At 71.1% G+C, this 16,686-nt stretch carries 15 protein-coding genes; 8 read left to right on the top strand and 7 right to left on the bottom strand.

The features are described from left to right. Window positions 1-4: 4 nt before the first annotated feature. The 5 genes from FV218_RS03490 to aspS all read right to left on the bottom strand — a co-directional run bounded on the left by FV218_RS03490 (window position 5) and on the right by aspS (window position 5,085). Window positions 5-700 (bottom strand): hypothetical protein, encoded by a 696-nt coding sequence (locus tag FV218_RS03490; protein ID WP_147708713.1) that lies wholly within the window; start codon window positions 698-700, stop codon window positions 5-7. A gap of 199 nt (window positions 701-899) precedes the next feature. Continuing rightward, complete coding sequence (locus FV218_RS03495; protein ID WP_147708714.1) at window positions 900-1,211, bottom strand: hypothetical protein; 312 nt, start codon at window positions 1,209-1,211, stop codon at window positions 900-902. Then, window positions 1,208-2,272, bottom strand: a complete 1,065-nt coding sequence (locus FV218_RS03500; RefSeq protein WP_147708715.1) for an acyltransferase — start codon at window positions 2,270-2,272, stop codon at window positions 1,208-1,210. The genes FV218_RS03495 and FV218_RS03500 overlap by 4 nt, the downstream gene beginning before the upstream one ends. Next, window positions 2,269-3,153, bottom strand: a complete 885-nt coding sequence (locus FV218_RS03505) for a glycosyltransferase family 2 protein (RefSeq protein ID WP_147708716.1) — start codon at window positions 3,151-3,153, stop codon at window positions 2,269-2,271. The genes FV218_RS03500 and FV218_RS03505 overlap by 4 nt, the downstream gene beginning before the upstream one ends. A 75-nt stretch (window positions 3,154-3,228) precedes the next feature. After that, complete coding sequence (aspS, locus tag FV218_RS03510; protein WP_147708717.1) at window positions 3,229-5,085, bottom strand: aspartate--tRNA ligase; 1,857 nt, start codon at window positions 5,083-5,085, stop codon at window positions 3,229-3,231. Between the two features lie 139 nt (window positions 5,086-5,224). Here aspS and rnd point away from each other — a divergent pair, with 139 nt between their 5' ends. The 3 genes from rnd to FV218_RS03525 all read left to right on the top strand — a co-directional run bounded on the left by rnd (window position 5,225) and on the right by FV218_RS03525 (window position 8,094). Next, window positions 5,225-6,376: a ribonuclease D gene (gene rnd / locus FV218_RS03515; protein ID WP_056096091.1), complete on the top strand. Its 1,152-nt coding sequence runs from the start codon at window positions 5,225-5,227 to the stop codon at window positions 6,374-6,376. Between the two features lie 34 nt (window positions 6,377-6,410). Next, entirely contained in the window at window positions 6,411-7,289 is an 879-nt protein-coding gene (locus tag FV218_RS03520) for a LysR family transcriptional regulator (protein WP_147708718.1), read from the top strand. A 76-nt stretch (window positions 7,290-7,365) separates the two neighbouring features. Continuing rightward, on the top strand, window positions 7,366-8,094 hold the full coding sequence (locus tag FV218_RS03525) for an amino acid racemase (RefSeq protein ID WP_147708719.1): 729 nt from the start codon (window positions 7,366-7,368) through the stop codon (window positions 8,092-8,094). Between the two features lie 4 nt (window positions 8,095-8,098). On the opposite strand, the gene FV218_RS03530 is transcribed toward FV218_RS03525, so the two are convergent. Together FV218_RS03530 and FV218_RS03535 are read right to left on the bottom strand one after the other, a co-directional pair. Further along, entirely contained in the window at window positions 8,099-9,886 is a 1,788-nt protein-coding gene (locus FV218_RS03530) for a hypothetical protein (RefSeq protein WP_147708720.1), read from the bottom strand. A gap of 104 nt (window positions 9,887-9,990) precedes the next feature. Then, on the bottom strand, window positions 9,991-10,317 hold the full coding sequence (locus FV218_RS03535; RefSeq protein ID WP_056096100.1) for an iron-sulfur cluster assembly accessory protein: 327 nt from the start codon (window positions 10,315-10,317) through the stop codon (window positions 9,991-9,993). Window positions 10,318-10,411: 94 nt separating this feature from the next. On the opposite strand from FV218_RS03535, the gene FV218_RS03540 reads away from it, so the two are divergent. The 5 genes from FV218_RS03540 to FV218_RS03560 all read left to right on the top strand — a co-directional run bounded on the left by FV218_RS03540 (window position 10,412) and on the right by FV218_RS03560 (window position 16,592). Continuing rightward, window positions 10,412-11,659 carry a deoxyguanosinetriphosphate triphosphohydrolase gene (locus tag FV218_RS03540; RefSeq protein ID WP_246684977.1) on the top strand — a complete coding sequence of 416 codons (1,248 nt, stop codon included), beginning with the start codon at window positions 10,412-10,414 and terminating at the stop codon, window positions 11,657-11,659. A gap of 86 nt (window positions 11,660-11,745) precedes the next feature. Beyond that, the gene (gene argS / locus FV218_RS03545) at window positions 11,746-13,509 is read left to right on the top strand and encodes an arginine--tRNA ligase (protein ID WP_147708721.1); all 1,764 of its coding nucleotides are present in this window, start codon (window positions 11,746-11,748) and stop codon (window positions 13,507-13,509) included. 30 nt (window positions 13,510-13,539) lie between these two features. Beyond that, entirely contained in the window at window positions 13,540-14,985 is a 1,446-nt protein-coding gene (locus tag FV218_RS03550) for an SPOR domain-containing protein (protein WP_147708722.1), read from the top strand. A gap of 119 nt (window positions 14,986-15,104) precedes the next feature. Further along, window positions 15,105-16,106 carry a beta-N-acetylhexosaminidase gene (nagZ, locus tag FV218_RS03555; RefSeq protein ID WP_147708723.1) on the top strand — a complete coding sequence of 334 codons (1,002 nt, stop codon included), beginning with the start codon at window positions 15,105-15,107 and terminating at the stop codon, window positions 16,104-16,106. Between the two features lie 234 nt (window positions 16,107-16,340). Further along, entirely contained in the window at window positions 16,341-16,592 is a 252-nt protein-coding gene (locus FV218_RS03560; protein ID WP_056096112.1) for a twin-arginine translocase TatA/TatE family subunit, read from the top strand. Window positions 16,593-16,686: the final 94 nt, after the last annotated feature.

Here is a 16,686-nt window from a genome sequence, read left to right on the forward strand (position 1 = left end):
ACGTTCAGACGGGCGCCCGTTCCAGAGGGAACGGCGTCGGCTCCCAGTAGCGCTCGAGTTTCGCGCCGCGGATGTTTTCGGATTCCCAGCCGTGGAGGATCGCTGCCAGGGCCGGCCGGTCGTCGGCCAGGAGCGGTTCGGCGACGGGCAGGATCAGGCTGCGCATGTATTGGTAGATCGGCTGATCCGGACTCTTGTTCTCCCGGAAATGCGGGAGGAGTTCGGCGAGCTGCGCGCGCGCGGCCGGCAGGTTGCCCAGGGCGATGTCGAGAATCAGCCGCTCATGCGGGAAGCCGGTCAGGGCGATCGGGAAGGTTTCGCGGTAATAGGCCGCCCAGTGTTCCAGACTCTCGAACGACCGTAGGTGCGGTAGGGCTTCGGTCTCGATCACGGAGATCGCTGCCTCCACCGTCGAGGGGGCGGACCAATGCCAATACACAGACCCTATTCGAGGGGGCGGATTGATGTATCCCGCACAATGTCCGATGATTCCCAAAAAATCCGGCTTCGCAACGAAGGTCGGGAGGATCGCCCACCGGAGTCGAAACGCATCCGGCTCCCAGGTTTGACAGACGAGGACACGGAACGCCAGATGGCGAATGGGAGTGAGCCAGAGGTCGCGCTTGCCGGGGTAGGCGAAATCGGCGTTCCGGTCGGCCAGCGGACGGAAGATCGTCTTGATTTGGCGTGCGGTGGTCATCGGGTCGGCCTCATCTTCGCGGCGATGAAGGCATCCGTGCTGCCGAAGTCCCTCCGGCCTGATGCCAGTTGCCAAGGGAGAGCGCTTCGATAAAGCGATGCAATCCTGGGATGTACAGTCGGCGATCGAGGAAGATCCAGCGAAATTTCCACCCGGCACCGATCGTCTGATTTCGTCGGGGTGCGACGCCGATCCCCGCTCAATCGACGGGCGGAGCCGCCTCGCGACCCCGGCGTGCCCCCGAAAAATTCCGCAGGGCCTGCGCCACGAGAGCGTCGACGCCGCGCTCCGTCTGCGGGGTGCGGATCACCAGGCTGGTGATGGCGTCGGGGTGGTTTTTGCGCTGCTTCGGCGTGCGGGCGTGGTTGGAGATCCGGAGCGCGAAGGCGCAGCCCTCGGGCTTGAGGTAGAGGCTGTCGCCCCGGGTGTTGCGGGCCACGATGGCAAAGCCGTGGGCGATCACTCCGGCCACGGCCCGGTCCAGGGCCGCCTGGGGGGTGAGGAGGCTCACGACACCGCCGCCTGGGGCCCGCGCGCCCTCAGGGCCCACGCCTTGAGCCGCAGGGCGGGCTTCTCGACGGCGACCCATGACGCGGCCGCCACGAGCCCGGTGAGCGCCAGGGCAGGGGGCAGCAGCAGCCAGGGCGCGGCCGCCGGCATCAGGGCGTGCAGGCTCTGCTGGATCGGCCAGCCGTAGAGGTAGATCCCGTAGGAGAGGTCGGCGCGCGGCTCCAAGGCCGGATGGGCCAGGGCCGGGCTCAGGGCCAGCCAGATCGCCCCGTAGGCCTCGGCGAGGAACAGGGTCGCCCGGTAGGGGGGCGTGCCCTGGAGAAGGGCGGCGGCCAGCGCCAAGGCGACGAGGGGCCAGGCCCGATGCCGGAGGCGGTCGCGCCAGAGGTAGAGGGCGGACCCCGACGCGAACAGCAGGGGCAGGCGAAAGCGCGTCTCCGCGCCCTCGGACAGGTCGGGATGGAGGAATTCCGCCGCCGCCAGCCCCATGGCGAGGGCCGCCACGAGGGCCAGCGCCGGTCCGCGCCGCAGGAGGCCGAGGAGTCCGGCGGCCAGCAGCCCAAGGTAGCACAGCACCTCGTACTTCAGGGTCCAGACCGTGCCCAGCGGCGAGCGGTAGGGGTTGTCCGGAAACACCCCCGGCAGGCTCGCGTTGCTCTTGAACGTCGTCAGGGTGTCGCGGATGAAAAGCCACGGACCGGGCGCCTGAAGGTATTCGCCCAGGGGCAGGCGGGTGAGGGCGGGGCCGAGGACCAGGGTGACGATGAGGGTCGCGGCGATCACGCCCGGCAGGATGCGGAGGGTCCGGGCCAGGACGTAGTCGCGGGCCCCGCGCCGCTCCAAGCTCATGGCGACGAGGAAACCCGAGACGGCGAAGAACCCGTTTACCGCGTGCGCGCCCAGGGAAAATCCCGTCGCCCGGGCCAGGGGCTCGTCGAGGGGCTGCCCGCTGGTGACGCTGAAGGCGTGGGAGACGACCACGGCGGTGGCGAGGGCGAGGCGCAGGGCGGAGAAGCCATTGTGCGGCCGGGCCAGGGCCCGCCCGAAGGTGTTCGCGCTCACGCGGGCTCCTCGCGGTCCAATCCCTCGTGATCGAGGGCGGAGCGGCCGCGCAGGGCGGCCAGCGCCCCGGCCGCCGAGCCGCCGTAGCGCTCCCACAGGGCGCGGTGTCCGACGAGGCGGGCCAGGGCGGCCTTCGGCGCGTTGACGGCGAGCATGCCCGGGCTCGGATCGGACAGGCCGTATTTGGCGGAGACGTAGGCGCGCGACCACGCCTGATGCCAGCGGGTGCGGAACACCCGGCCGGGTTCCGGCGCCGAGGAGCGTCCGCGCCCGTGCAGGGCTTGCGCCCCGTGGACGTGAACGAGGGCATGGCCGGCATCGGCCACGCGCCGGCACAGGTCGTCGTCCTCGTAGAACAGGAACAGGTTCGGATCGAAGCCGCCGAGCGCCAGGAACAGGTCGCGCCGGATCATCAGGCAGGCGCCCGACAGGAACGGCGCGCAGGCGTCGCCCTCGGGCAGGGACCGTCTGCCCTTGCGGTTGGTGAGATAGGGGGCGAGCAGCGAGCGCGGCTGGTAGAAGAACCGCCCGTCCGGCTCCACGAGGCGGGGAGCCAGGAGTCCCGCATCCGGATAGGCGCGGGCGGCGACGAGCAGGGCGTCGACGGTGCCGGGCCGCAGGATCACATCGGGGTTGAGGACGAGGACGCGCTCGGCATGGGTGGCGGCCCTGACGCCGCGGTTGTTGGCCCGGCCGTAGCCTTCGTTGCGGGCGTTCCGCACCACCTGCGCGCCCGCCGCCTCGGCCACCGCCACGGACGCGTCCCGGCTGGCATTGTCGACGACCAGGGCCGGCACGTGCTCGGCGGCCAGCGCCGCGAGGCAGCCGGGCAGGGCCTGCGCGCTGTCATGGGTGACGACGATGGCGACGAGGCTCGGCACGGCTCGGCTACGTCTCCCGTGGTGGATGAGGCGCGACGCGATTCCCTCCCCCGGGCCGGGGGAGGGAGGGGGCGCCTAGGCGCTCTTCTCGGGCAGGTTGAGGCGGATGTGGAGTTCGCGCAGCTGCTTCGGCGTGGCCTCAGCGGGGGCGCCCATCATCAGGTCCTCGGCGCGCTGGTTCATGGGGAACAGCACCACCTCGCGCAGGTTCTGCTCGCCGCAGAGCAGCATGACGATGCGGTCGATCCCCGGCGCGATGCCGCCGTGCGGCGGGGCGCCGAGCTTCAGGGCGTTGAGCATGCCGCCGAACTTTTCTTCGAGTACGTCCTGGCCGTAGCCGGCGAGACCGAAGGCCTTCTCCATCACCTCGGGGCGATGGTTGCGGATGGCGCCCGACGAGAGTTCGGTGCCGTTGCAGACGATGTCGTACTGGAACGCCTTGATGCCGAGGATTTTTTTTGTGACATCGCCCTCTGGCAACCCAAGGTGCTGCTCTGCCTTAGCCGTATCGAGATCGAGCGCCAGGAACTCGTCCCGATCAAAATTCGGCATCGAGAACGGGTTGTGGGAGAAGTCGATCTTCTTGTCGTCCTCGTTCCACTCGTACATCGGGAAGTCGGTGATCCAGCAGAAGGCGAACTGGTCCTTGTCGGAGAGGTTCAGCTCGTCCGCGATGCGGATGCGGGCTTTGCCGGCCAGCGCCGCCGCCTTGGCCTCGGTGCCGGCGGAGAAGAACACCGCGTCGCCGGCCTTCGTCCCGGTCTTTTCGCGGATGAGGGCCTGGACCTCGGCGGGGATGAACTTGGCGATGGGGCCCTTGCCGGTGAGCACGCCGTCGACGTCCTCGAAGATGACGTAGCCGAGGCCGGGCGCGCCCTCGGCGCGGGCGAAATCGTTGAGCTTGTCGAAGAACGAGCGCGGCTGGGTCGCCGCGCCCGTCGCCGGGATCGCCCGGACCTTGCCGCCGGACGCGATCACGCCCTTGAACGCCTTGAACGCGACGTCGTCGCGCGAGAATTCGTCGGTGACGTCGGCGATGATCAGCGGGTTGCGCAGGTCCGGCTTGTCGACGCCGTATTTCAGCATCGACTCGGCGTAGGGAATGCGTGGGAATTCCCCCGTCACGCGCTTGCCGTCGGCGAATTCCTCGAAGACGCTGCGCAGCACCGGCTCGACGGATTGGAACACGTCCTCCTGGGTGACGAAGCTCATCTCGATGTCGAGCTGGTAGAACTCGCCCGGGCTGCGGTCGGCGCGGGCATCCTCGTCGCGAAAACACGGGGCGATCTGGAAGTAGCGGTCGAAGCCGGCGATCATCGTCAGCTGCTTGAACTGCTGGGGCGCCTGCGGCAGCGCGTAGAATTTGCCGGGATGGACGCGGGACGGCACGAGGTAGTCGCGTGCGCCCTCCGGCGAGGACGCCGTGAGGATCGGAGTCTGGAACTCGAAGAACCCGCCCTCGCGCATGCGGCGGCGGAGCGAATCGATGATCGCGCCGCGCTTCATGATGTTGGCGTGAAGCTTGTCGCGGCGCAGATCCAGGAAGCGGTACTTCAGCCGCGTCTCCTCCGGGTACTCCTGGTCGCCGAACACCGGCACCGGCAGCTCGCCCGCGGGCCCGAGCACATCGAGGTCGTCGATGTAGACCTCGATGGTGCCCGTGGGCAGGTCGGGGTTCTCGGTGCCGGCGGGACGGGTGCGCACGCGCCCGTCGATGCGGATCACCCATTCGGAGCGGGCGAGATTCGCCCCCTGGAACGCCTTGGAATCCGAGTCCACCACGCATTGCGTGCGGCCGTAATGGTCGCGCAGGTCGATGAACAGCACGCCGCCATGGTCGCGGATGCGGTGGCACCAGCCCGAGAGGCGAACGGTCTGGCCGACGTCCGAGGGGCGGAGCGCCCCGCAGGTGTGGGTACGATAACGGTGCATGGCGGGCTCTATGGAATGAGCCCAGCACCATTCACGCGAGGGCGGGCAAGTCAAGGCGAGGCTGTCCGTCGCCGCGATCCACCATGGCTTCGAATCGTGCCCTCGCCTCCGGTGTCAACCTCCGATATAGCCGATTTTCATGGACCTCATCTCGACCACGCCGGCCCTGGCCGACGCCTGCACCCGTTTCGCCGCGCAGTCCTTCGTGACCGTCGACACGGAATTCATGCGCGAGACCACTTATTATCCAAAGCTCTGCCTCATCCAGATGGCGGGGCCGGACGGGTCGGGGGTGCTCGTCGATCCGCTCTCGCCCGACCTCGACCTCGCGCCGTTCTTCGCGCTGATGGCCGACGAGGGCGTGGTCAAGGTGTTCCACTCCGCCCGGCAGGACCTCGAGATCATCTGGCTGCTCGGCGGCCTGCTGCCGCAGCCGTTCTTCGACACGCAGGTGGCCGCCATGGTGTGCGGCTACGGCGATTCGGTCTCCTACGAGCAGCTCGTCAACGACGTGGCGAAGGCCAAGATCGACAAGTCCTCGCGCTTCACCGACTGGTCGCGCCGGCCGCTCTCCGACGCACAGCTCACCTACGCCCTGTCCGACGTCACCCACTTGGTGAAGGTCTACGAGGTTCTGGCCGGCCAGCTCCTGTCCACCGACCGGGGCGAGTGGCTCGACGAGGAAATGAGCGTCCTCACCTCGCCCGAGACCTACCGGGCCGACCCGTCCCAGGCCTGGCGGCGTCTCGCCGGACGGATGCGCAAGCCCCGCGAGATCGCCGTGCTCATCGAGGTCGCCGCTTGGCGCGAGCGCGAGGCGCAGAGCCGCAACGTGCCGCGCGGGCGCATCCTCAAGGACGAGGCGGTGATCGACGTCGCTTCGTCGGCGCCCCGCAGCGTCGAGGCCCTGGGTCGCCTGCGCTCGATTCCCGCCGGGTTCGAGCGCTCGCGCACGGGTACCGACATCCTCGCCGCCGTCGAGCGTGGCTTCGCCCACGACCTCGCCGACATCGCCCTGCCGGAGCGCAGTCGCAGCCGGGGCGGCAACGGGGCCCTCGTCGAGCTTCTCAAGGTGCTCCTGAAGGCCGTGTGCGAGACCGAAGGCGTCGCTCCGAAGATCATCGCCACGGTGGACGATCTCGAAGCCATCGCCGACGACGACGCGGCCGACGTGCCCGTGCTGCACGGCTGGCGCCGGGCCCTGTTCGGCGAGAAGGCCCTGGCCCTCAAGGCCGGCCGCCTCGCCCTGTCCGCCGAGCGCGGGCGCGTGGTGGTGCGCGAACTGGATTGACGGTCGCCGGGCGGTCTGCGTCGAGGAGCGCGCGGTGGAGCTGAAATGGCTGGAGGATTTCCTCAGCCTCGCCGAGACCCGCAGCTTCTCCCGCTCGGCCGAGGCGCGCCACGTCACGCAATCGGCCTTCAGCCGTCGGATCCAGGCCCTGGAGCTCTGGCTCGGCGTCGGGCTCATCGACCGCAGCACCTACCCGACCACCCTGACCCCGGCGGGCCGGCGTTTTCGCGAGACCGCGGAGGAGACCGTGCGGATGCTCCACGCCAGCCGCGTGGATCTCCGCGCCGGCACCGGATCGGGCGGTCCGGTGGTGCGTGTCGCCGCCCTGCACACCCTGGCCCTGGCCTTCTTCCCCGCCTGGGTCCGGGCCGTCGAAGCCCGCACCGGCCCCATCGGGACGCGCCTGCTGCCGGACGATTTTCACAATTGCCTCCAGGCCATCGCCGAGGGCGGCTGCGACTTCCTCCTGACCTTCCATCATCCGGGCGTGCCGATCCTCCTCGACCCGGACCTCTATCCGCACCGCGTCGTCGGGGCGGACGGGCTGGTGGCGGTCCGCAGCCCGGCCCTGTCCGGGGCCGACATGCCGCTCCTGGTTTATGCCGCCGACACCTTCCTCGGGCGCGTGAGCCTGTTCGCGCAGGCCGGGGGCGATGCCCCGCCGGGGCGGATCGTCCACACCAACCCCATGGCCGAGGCGCTGAAGGCCATGGCGCTCGAGGGGCACGGCCTCGCCTATGTGCCGCGCAGCCTCGTCGCCCGCGAACTCGCCGAGGGCCGGTTGGTCGCCGTGGGGACCGACGTCCCCCTGGAGATCCGGCTCTACCGCAACCGCGCCCGGACCCGCGCCGCCGTCGAGGCGGTGTGGGCGGCGGTCGAGCCTTGTTCGCCACCTTATTCTTCGACGGCATGAGGCGTTCCGATACGGCATTGGCCCTCGGCGCCACGCCGCGTCATGCCTCTTCCCGTCAGGCGATGGGGAGGGAACGATGCTGGGAATCCTCGGGGGCATGGGGCCGATGGCCACCGTGGACTTCATGCGCAAGCTCGTGGACGCCACCCCGGCGACGCGCGATCAGGACCATCTCGGCGCCCTGGTGCTCCAGGCCCCCGACATCCCCGACCGGACCCGGGCCATCCTCGGGGGCGGTCCCGATCCCCTGCCCGCCATGGCAGCGGGCCTGCGCCGCCTCGAGGCGGCGGGCGCCACCCGCATCGCGATCCCGTGCAACACCGCCCATCACTGGCACGCCGTGCTCCAGGCGCGGACGGCCCTGCCGATCCTGCACATCGTCGAGGCCGTGGCCGGCACGCTGCTCGCCCGGGGGTATCGCGGCGGGTCCGTCGGGCTGCTCGCCACCAGCGGAACCCTGGCAGCCGGAATCTACCCCGAGCGCCTGGCCCGGCACGGCTTCGTCTGCGTGAGCCCTGCGGATCAGGACGCGGTGATGCGGGCGATCCGCCTCGCGAAGGCCGGGGCCGTGGCCGAGGCCGGCCTCATCCTGCGCGACCAGGCGCGCGGTTTGATCGCGGCCGGCTGCGGGCCGGTGGTGCTCGCCTGCACGGAGATCCCCCTGGCCCTCGCCGCGTCCGGTGAGAACCTTGGCGATCCCTTTCTCGATGCCACCCGGGCCCTGGCCGAGGCCTGCGTCGCGGCCTCCCGCGCGCCCGAGGGCCGCGTCGCCGGGTGCCGCGTTGCCGGGTGCCTTGCCGCGTAGACGCTCAATTCGCCTTGGCGTCGATGGTGAGGCGGTCGAGGACGGCGGCCGGCGTCGGGGCGGCGCTGAATTCCAGCATGCCGATGCCGGTGCCGTTCTTGGGCCGGACGCTCAGGAACAGGGTGCCGGGCTTGGCCACGAACTGGCCCATGGCCGCGCCGATGGCCTTGGCGCCGGCCGAATTGCCGAGGATCGCCGGCACGCCGTAGAGGCTCGCCGTGGCATATTCCTGCTTCAGCTCCTCGGGCTTGAGGCTGAGCACCTTGGACTGGGCCGCGATGAAGCGCTCGAACAGGCCGGTGTTCTCGATGGTGAGATCGAGGGCTTTCGCCGTGGCCGACAGCATGGCGAAGCCCGACACGCCCGCATCGGGATCGAACACCTCGGGGCCGATGCCGCCGAGCATGCCGTTGATCCGCACCGTGCCCATGTCCTTGCCCGAGATGGAGACCTCGCCGAGCTTGAGTTCCTTGGCCGCCGCGTCCCAGGCCGTGTCGGCCACCACGTTCAGATCGAGGTCGCGGTAGCCGTAGAGGCCGAGGGAGCCCAGACCGGGCACGCCGGCCACGGCGGAGGCCGGCAGGGTCAGGCCCGACAGGTTGACGCGCCCGGCCGTGGGGACGCCGTCGCGGGGGGCGCCGAAGTTCATGGCGGCCGTGCGCAGGCCGACATGCATCGGCTCGGCCTTGACCGCCGGGTCCGGAGACTTGGCGCCCGGATCGCCCGTGAGATCGAGGCTGAGATCCGTGAGCGCCACCGTGCCGATCACCGGGGTGAGCCGGCGCAGGTCCTCGTCCGTGGCGTCGGGCATCGCCGCGAGCTTGCGCAGGGCGGCGATGGTGGGGGCGAGGGAGAAGCCGTTGAGCGACAGGCGCGCGAGCTTGGCGTCGATCCCGTTGCTCGTGAGGACCACGTCCTCGAGGCTCGCATCCGAGCCGCCCACGAGAATGCGGCCGATGCCGAGGTTGAGCGGGGCGGGGCCCTTGGTGTGCTGGATGCTCAGGCCGGTGGCCTCGAAACCGCCCAGGGTCACCGATTCGGCGAGGTCGGCGGCCGTGGCCGACAGCTTGGCCCGGGTGGCCGGCGGCGCCTCGGCGAGACCGGGGGCGGTGAGCGCCTTGAGGGCGCCGGCCCAGGTGCCCGGCACCGGGCGGGCACTGAGGTCGCGCCCCTGAATGCGGGCGAGCTTCACCGCCGTGCCGTTCGCATCGACGAAGGCCACGTCCGCGACGGAGAAGGCGCCGTAGATCCGCTGCGGAGCGGCCTTGCCGTCGCCGGGCTCGGCGTAGAGCCGGGCCAGGGCCGCGAGATCGAGGTCGCTCGCCTGGAACGCGCCGTAGGAGCCGGCAGCCTTGCGGTCGCCCTCCGCGGCGAGCACGGCGCCTGTGGCGGTGAGCTCGGCGATCCGCCCGGCGCGGACGTCCTTGGCCACCACGTCGCGGTAGGTCACCGTCTCGCGGGCGCCCTCGATGCGGAGATCCGGAATCAGCAGGCTCGCGGCGTCGAGGCGGGCGAGGCGCGCCGCCACGGGCTCGGGGCCGGGCCGGAGCAGGGTGAGCAACTCGTCCTTCGACAGGCGCGTCCCGCCCACCGTGACGCGCGCGGCCTTCAACACCGTGTCGCCCAGCGGCAGCACCACGTCCGTCAGGGCCACGTCCTGAACGGCGGAGGCCGCTTCCTGGGCCCAGGCGGGCCCCGGCTGCGCCGGCAGGCCGGCACCCAGGAGAACGAGGACGCAGGCCGAGGCACCGGTCGCCCAGCGCAGGAGGGGGCGGCCTTTCGAGGGGGTCATGCGGTTTTCCGGATCGCTGGCGAACGGCGCTTCGAGGAGAGGGCGCATCCGTGCCGCGTTTCGGCGCCCGTGGCAAATGCCGGGTGGTCCGGCCGGGAGTGCCCTTACAGGGAGAACGAGGTGCCGCAGCCGCAGGAGGCGGTGGCGAGCGGGTTCTCGATCTTGAACGACTGGCCGATGAGGTCGTTGACGAAGTCGATGACCGCGCCGCTCATGTACTCGAGGGACATGGGGTCGACGAGGACGGTGGCACCGTCGCGCTCGATGGCGACGTCGTCGGAGGCCCGCGCCCGCTCGATGTCGAAGGCGTAGGAGAAGCCCGAGCAGCCGCCGCCGTTGACGCTGATCCGCAGGCTCGCGCCGGGGGGCTCGGCCCCCATGATCTCGTTGATGCGCTTCGCCGCGCGCGGGGTCAGGGTGATGTCGGCCATCGTGATGCTCGTCTCGTCGATTGCCAGGAACGCTCAGGTACACAAGATATGCGCGGCAGGCACGCGCTGCAACGCGGCGCGACGGGGGGATGACGTGCGGCACAACGGTGAGCGCTGGAGGGCGCCTTACGCGACGGACCCGGCCACGACGCGCGGGCGGCTCATCCCCGAGCCGTCCTCGCCGACGCGCAGCGATTTCCAGCGCGACCGCGACCGGATCATCCATTCCTCCGCGTTTCGCCGCCTCAAGCACAAGACCCAGGTCTTCGTGCACCATGAGGGCGACCATTACCGCACCCGCCTCACCCACACCCTGGAGGTGAGCCAGATCGCCCGGGCGCTGGCCCGCGCGCTCGGGCTCGACGAGGATCTCGCCGAGGCCCTCGCCCTCAGCCACGACCTCGGCCACACCTGCTTCGGCCATACCGGCGAGGATGCCCTGGACGCGCTGATGGCCGAGCATGGCGGCTTCGACCACAACGCCCAGGCCCTGCGCATCGTCACCCGCCTCGAGCGGCGCTACGCCGGCTTCGACGGGCTCAACCTGGCCTGGGAGACCCTGGAGGGCTTGGTCAAGCACAACGGCCCCCTGCTGGAGGCCGACGGGACGCCGACCCGGCGCTGGGCGGCGCGCGGCATCCCGGCGGCGATCCTCGAATACGACGGCCTGAACAGCCTCGAACTCGCACGCTTCGCCGGGCCGGAGGCGCAGGCGGCGGCTTTGGCCGACGACATCGCCTACGACAGCCACGACCTCGACGACGGCCTGCGCGCCGGCCTGTTCGACCTCGCCGACCTGGAGGCCGTGCCGTTCCTCGCCGAGATCCTGGCCGAGATCGACGGCCTCCATCCCGGCCTCGACCCCTCGCGAAAAATTCACGAGCTGGCGCGGCGGGTGATCACCCGCTTCGTCGAAGACGTCATCGCCGAGGGCGGGCGCCGCATCGCCGCCCTGGCGCCCGGCGACGTCGCCGCCATCCGCGCGGCGTCCGCCCCCGTCATCGCCTTCTCGCCGGCCATCGCGGCGGCGGATGCGGCGATCAAGACCTTCCTGTTCGCGCGCATGTACCGCCATCCCGGCGTGCTGGCCGTGCGGGCCAAGGCCGACATCATCGTCGCCGACCTGTTTTCGCGATTCACCGCCGAGCCCGGTGCGATGCCGGAGGAATGGTCGGCGGGATTGGAGGGGGCGGGCGAGGGCCGCGTCGCCCGGCGGGTCGCCGACTACATCGCCGGCATGACCGACACCTACGCGGTCCTCGCCCACAGGCGCCTGTTTCCGACGACGCCCGACCTGCATTGGAGCCCGGGGAGCAAGGGCCTGCCCCTGGCCGAGCCGTGACACCCGTGCCCCCGGTTGGTATGCCCCCCTCTTGAGGCGACGGCCGTCGTGACGCGGCGGCCGTCGCGAGCGGAAACCGATCACCGATGAACATCTTCGCCACCTTCGAGGCGCGCGTGCGCGCGGCCGTGCAGGGCCTGATCCGGGCCGGACAGCTGCCCGAGGGGCTCGACCTGTCGCGCGTGGTGGTGGAGCCGCCCCGCGACGCGAGCCACGGGGATCTCGCCACCAACGCCGCCCTGGTGCTGGCCAAGGAAGCCAAGACCAACCCGAAGGTCCTCGGCGAGGCCCTGGCGGCGGAACTGCGCCAGGACCCGGACGTGGTCGAGGCCAGCGTCGCCGGGCCCGGCTTCATCAACCTGCGCCTGGCGCCGGGCCTGTTCCACGCCGTGGTGCGGGCGGCCTTGAGCGAAGGCGACGCCTACGGGCGCGGCGCCATGCCAGGGGCGCAAGGCCCCGCGGGCAAAGTCAACATCGAGTACGTCTCCGCCAACCCCACGGGGCCGATGCATGTCGGCCATGGGCGCGGAGCGGTGTTCGGCGACGCGCTCGCCAACCTCCTCGTTGTCTCCGGGCGCGACGTGACGCGGGAATACTACATCAACGATGCGGGCGCGCAGGTCGACGTCCTCGCCCGCTCCGCCTTCCTCCGATACCGCGAGGCGCTCGGCGAAGACGTCGGGCCGATGCCGGAGGGACTCTATCCGGGCGACTATCTGGTGCCCGTGGGGAAGGCGCTGGCCGAGAAGCACGGGCGTGCCCTCCTGGATCAACCGGAAGCCGAATGGCTTCCCACCATCCGCGCCTTCGCCATCGATGCGATGATGGACCTGATCCGGGGCGACCTCGCCCGCCTCGGCATCCATCACAACGTGTTCTTCTCGGAAGCCACCTTGAAGGAGGCCGTGCCCGTCCTGCTGGCCGAACTCCGGGAGAAAGGCCTCGTCTACGAGGGCCGCCTGCCGCCGCCCAAGGGCCAGCTGCCCGAGGATTGGGAGGACCGCGAGCAGACCCTGTTCCGCACGGTGGAGTTCGGCGACGACGTCGACCGGCCGCTCCTGAAGTCCGACGGCTCGTTCACCTACTTCGCCTCCGACATCGCCTACCACCGCGACAAGATCAGGCGCGGCGCCACCGACCTCATCGACGTGCTCGGCGCCGACCACGGCGGCTACGTCAAGCGCATGCAGGCGGCGGTGAAGGCGGTGAGCGGCGGCGCGGCGACCCTCGACGTCAAGCTGTGCCAGCTCGTGCGGCTGTTGCGCGCGGGCGAGCCCGTGAAGATGTCCAAGCGCGCCGGCGAGTTCATCACCCTGGCCGAGGTGGTGGACGAAGTCGGGCGCGACGCGATCCGCTTCATGATGCTCTACCGCAAGAACGACGCGACCCTGGATTTCGACCTCGCCAAGGTGGTCGAGCAGTCCAAGGACAACCCGGTCTTCTACGTGCAGTACGCCCATGCGCGCTGCTTCTCGGTGTTCCGCCAGGCCCGGGACGCCATGCCGGGCGAGGATTTTTCGCGGGACGGCCTGCTGCGCGAGGCCGATCTCGCCCTGCTCACCGATTCCGGCGAGGCCGAGATCATGCGGCTCATCGCCCAGTATCCGCGGGTGATCGAGGCGGCGGCCGGGGCGCACGAGCCGCACCGCGTGGCGTTCTACCTCTACGAGCTCGCGAGCTCGCTGCATGGTTTCTGGAACAAGGGCAAAGACTTGCCGCAATTACGGTTTGTTAATCCAACCGACCGAAACTCGACACGGGCCCGATTGGCCCTCGTCGAGGCATTGCGGGGCGTGATCGCCTCCGGCCTCGCGGTGTTGGGCGTCACCGCGCCGGACGAAATGCGGTGAGGTGACCGCGGCGTGAAGGGGAATGCTGCCATGACGACGAACGCTTCGCGAGCGACGGTCGATTTCGACGCCTTCGCGCGTGATCTGCAGCAGCCTCAGGGGCCCGCTCCGCAAGGGGGGCCCTCACAAGGGCAGCCCATCCGCGCGCCCCAAGCCCACGCCAAATCCGATCCGCTTGCCGAACTCGCCCGCATTGTCGGCCAGGACGATCCGTTCCGTGCCATCCTCGAAGCCCGCGACGCGCGGTCCGATGCGGCCGCGGGCCGGCGCATCGAGCCGAGCTTCGTCGACGCGCCGGCGCAGGCCCAGTCCTACGCCCAGGCCCATCGGCCGGCCGCCGCGTCCTCGCCTACGGACGCCTTCGATCAGTATCTCGCCTCCGTGGAGCAGGACCCCTATCCGAGCCACGGGGCCGAATCCGCGCCCCAGGCCGAGCAGGACGCCTTCGCCTCCGGGGAGCGCCCCGTCCAGGACCGGCCGCGCCAGCGCAGCCGCCTCGTCTCCGTCGGCGCCGGCCTCGGCGTCCTCGCCGTCTGCATCACCGGCGGCCTCGCCTGGCGCGGCCTTCATTCCGGCGGCGGCAACAGCGGTGGCGTGCCTACCATCCTGGCCGATACCGCGCCCCTGAAGATCGCGCCGCAGAAGGCCGACGGCGTCGAGATTCCCGACCAGAACAAGCAGATCTACGACCGCACCGCCAAGGACGGGCAGATCCGCATCGTCAACCGCGAGGAGCAGCCCCTCGACGTGGCGCAGGCCGCCCGCTCGGCCCAGCGCACCGAGGGCGGCGCGACGCCCGGAAGTGCCGCGGGCACCACCGGCGGCGCCGGCCCGCAGCAGACCGGCACCCTCACGGAATCCCTCGGCGAACCGCGCCGGGTCCGCACCGTCTCGGTCAAGCCCGACACGCCCGTCCCGCCGCCGCAGGCGGAGGTGGCCGAGACCGCGCCCACCTCCGTGATCCCGACCATGACCCTACCGGGCGCCTCCGCCGAGGGCACCACGCCCGCCGGGTCCCTGCGCCCCCGCACCGCGCGGGTGTCCGCCCCCCTGTCGACGCCGATCCCGATGGCCGCGTCCGTGGCAGAGGCGCCAGCGCCCGAGCCCGTCGTCCCGGCGCCGGCGCCGGCACCCCGCGTCAAGGCGCCCCAGCGCGTCGCGGCCGTGGCACCCGAGACCACCGCCGCCGTGAGCCCGCCGGCCGCGACCGTCGCGGAGTCGCCGGCACCCGCCGCCGGCTCCTTCTCGGTCCAGCTCGGCGTGCGCACCAGCGCCGGCGAGGCCCAGGCCGCCTTCAAGCAGATGCAGGGTAAATACGCCCAGCTCGCCGGACAGCCGGCCCTGATCCGCCAGGCCGAGGTCAACGGCAAGACCCTCTACCGCGTCCGCGTCGGGCCCCTCGGCAAGAACGAGGCGACGAGCCTGTGCACCCAGCTCCAGGGCGCCGGCGGCCAGTGCTTCGTGGCCAAGAACTAAAACAGCCGAGAACCAAGGCCGCCTAAGGCTCGGCCGCACGGCCCCGGCGCGCCGCCTCGACGGCGTTTCGCCGGGGCCGGCAACCGGCATTCCGGACACATCGCAGGACGCGTTTTCCCATGACCACCCGTGCCCTGATCCTCGGTTGCGCCGGCAAGTCCCTCTCGGCCGAGGAGACGGCGTTCTTCCGTGACGTGGCGCCCTGGGGCTTCATCCTGTTCAAGCGCAACATCGGCACGCCCGACGAGGTCCGGGCGCTGACGCGGGCCCTGCGCGACACCGTGGGCCGCGCCGACGCGCCGATCCTCATTGATCAGGAGGGCGGCCGGGTGCAGCGCATGGGACCGCCGCACTGGCCGGCCTATCCGGCCGGCGGCCGTTTCGGGCGCCTCGACGGTTCGGCCACCGCCATGGCGGGGCTCGGCGCCCGGCTCATGGCACACGATCTCGCGAGCGTCGGCATCAACGTCGACTGCGCCCCCGTCCTCGACGTGCCCGTGGCGGGCGCCCACGACGTCATCGGCGACCGGGCCTACGGCACCGTTCCGGGGCGTGTCGCCGAGATCGGCCGCGCCGTGGCGCGGGGCCTGATCGAGGGCGGCGTGCTGCCGGTGATGAAGCACATCCCCGGTCACGGCCGCGCCGGATGCGACAGCCACAAGGGTCTGCCCGTGGTCGAGGCCGATCTCGCCACCCTCACGGAACAGGATTTCGCGCCGTTCCGGGCGCTGGCCGATCTGCCCATGGCCATGAGCGCCCACGTGGTCTTCACCGCCCTCGATCCGGACCATCCGGCGACCCAGTCGGCCATTGTCATCGAGCGGGTGATCCGCGGAATCATCGGCTTCGACGGCCTCCTGATGACCGACGACCTGTCCATGCACGCCCTCCAGGGCAGCTTTCGCGGGCGCACCGAGGCGGCGTTCGGCGCCGGCATCGATGTCGGACTGCATTGCAACGGCGACCTGTCCGAGATGCGCGGCGTCGCCGAGGGCGCCCCGGACCTCGCCGGTGCCGCCTTGCGCCGGGCGCACGACGCCCTGGCCCGCCTGCCGGCCCAGGCGCCGGCGTTCGACGTGCGCGAGGCTCGCGCCCGGTTCGAGGCCGCCCTGGCCGCCTGAGCTTGGTCGCGTGAGCTTGGTTGCGTAAGAGGGCGCCGCCCGGTGCCGCGCGGCATTCCGCCCCGTTCCGGCACCGCGGCGGCCCGTGGAGCCCATCCCGCCATCCCGGCGATAAGGGTGTTGGAATCCCGCACGGTTCTTGTGCTGGGGCGGCGCGATCCCTAGGTTCGCCCAAACTGGATCACACGCGTGGGTGCCGTGCGGGCTTCGAGCCCTCCGGCGCGGGAGGTTGCCATGGGCAGCATGAGTATCTGGCACTGGATCATCGTCGCCGGCATCGTGATGCTGCTGTTCGGGCGGGGCAAGATCTCCGACCTGATGGGCGACGTCGCCAAGGGCATCAAGGCGTTCAAGAAGGGCATGGCCGAGGACGAGGCCCCCACCGCCGTGCCGCCGCCGAGCGCCGGCGAGCCCGTGCGGACCCTGCCGCATCAGGGCGAGCCGGCGACCGCCAACCCCGTTGCCGCCGACCGCAAGGTCGTCTGAGGCGCGAGGGCTTCTCTTAGCCGGGACGGTGCGGGGCCATGAGGGTCCCGCGGCTACCCGGCGCGGGGTCTGGCGGAACCCCGCGCGACCTGCG

The organism is Methylobacterium sp. WL69 (genome assembly GCF_008039485.1).
In the GTDB taxonomy this organism is placed as follows: Bacteria; Pseudomonadota; Alphaproteobacteria; order Rhizobiales; family Beijerinckiaceae; genus Methylobacterium.

What these genes read in the sequence shown, in the direction of transcription:
- FV218_RS03490 (WP_147708713.1), bottom strand. Translation starts at nt 700, where the DNA reads ATGACCACCGCACGCCAAATCAAGACGATCTTCCGTCCGCTGGCCGAC.
- aspS (WP_147708717.1), bottom strand. Translation starts at nt 5,085, where the DNA reads ATGCACCGTTATCGTACCCACACCTGCGGGGCGCTCCGCCCCTCGGAC.
- rnd (WP_056096091.1), top strand. Translation starts at nt 5,225, where the DNA reads ATGGACCTCATCTCGACCACGCCGGCCCTGGCCGACGCCTGCACCCGT.
- FV218_RS03525 (WP_147708719.1), top strand. Translation starts at nt 7,366, where the DNA reads ATGCTGGGAATCCTCGGGGGCATGGGGCCGATGGCCACCGTGGACTTC.
- FV218_RS03530 (WP_147708720.1), bottom strand. Translation starts at nt 9,886, where the DNA reads ATGACCCCCTCGAAAGGCCGCCCCCTCCTGCGCTGGGCGACCGGTGCC.
- FV218_RS03535 (WP_056096100.1), bottom strand. Translation starts at nt 10,317, where the DNA reads ATGGCCGACATCACCCTGACCCCGCGCGCGGCGAAGCGCATCAACGAG.
- argS (WP_147708721.1), top strand. Translation starts at nt 11,746, where the DNA reads ATGAACATCTTCGCCACCTTCGAGGCGCGCGTGCGCGCGGCCGTGCAG.
- FV218_RS03550 (WP_147708722.1), top strand. Translation starts at nt 13,540, where the DNA reads ATGACGACGAACGCTTCGCGAGCGACGGTCGATTTCGACGCCTTCGCG.
- nagZ (WP_147708723.1), top strand. Translation starts at nt 15,105, where the DNA reads ATGACCACCCGTGCCCTGATCCTCGGTTGCGCCGGCAAGTCCCTCTCG.
- FV218_RS03560 (WP_056096112.1), top strand. Translation starts at nt 16,341, where the DNA reads ATGGGCAGCATGAGTATCTGGCACTGGATCATCGTCGCCGGCATCGTG.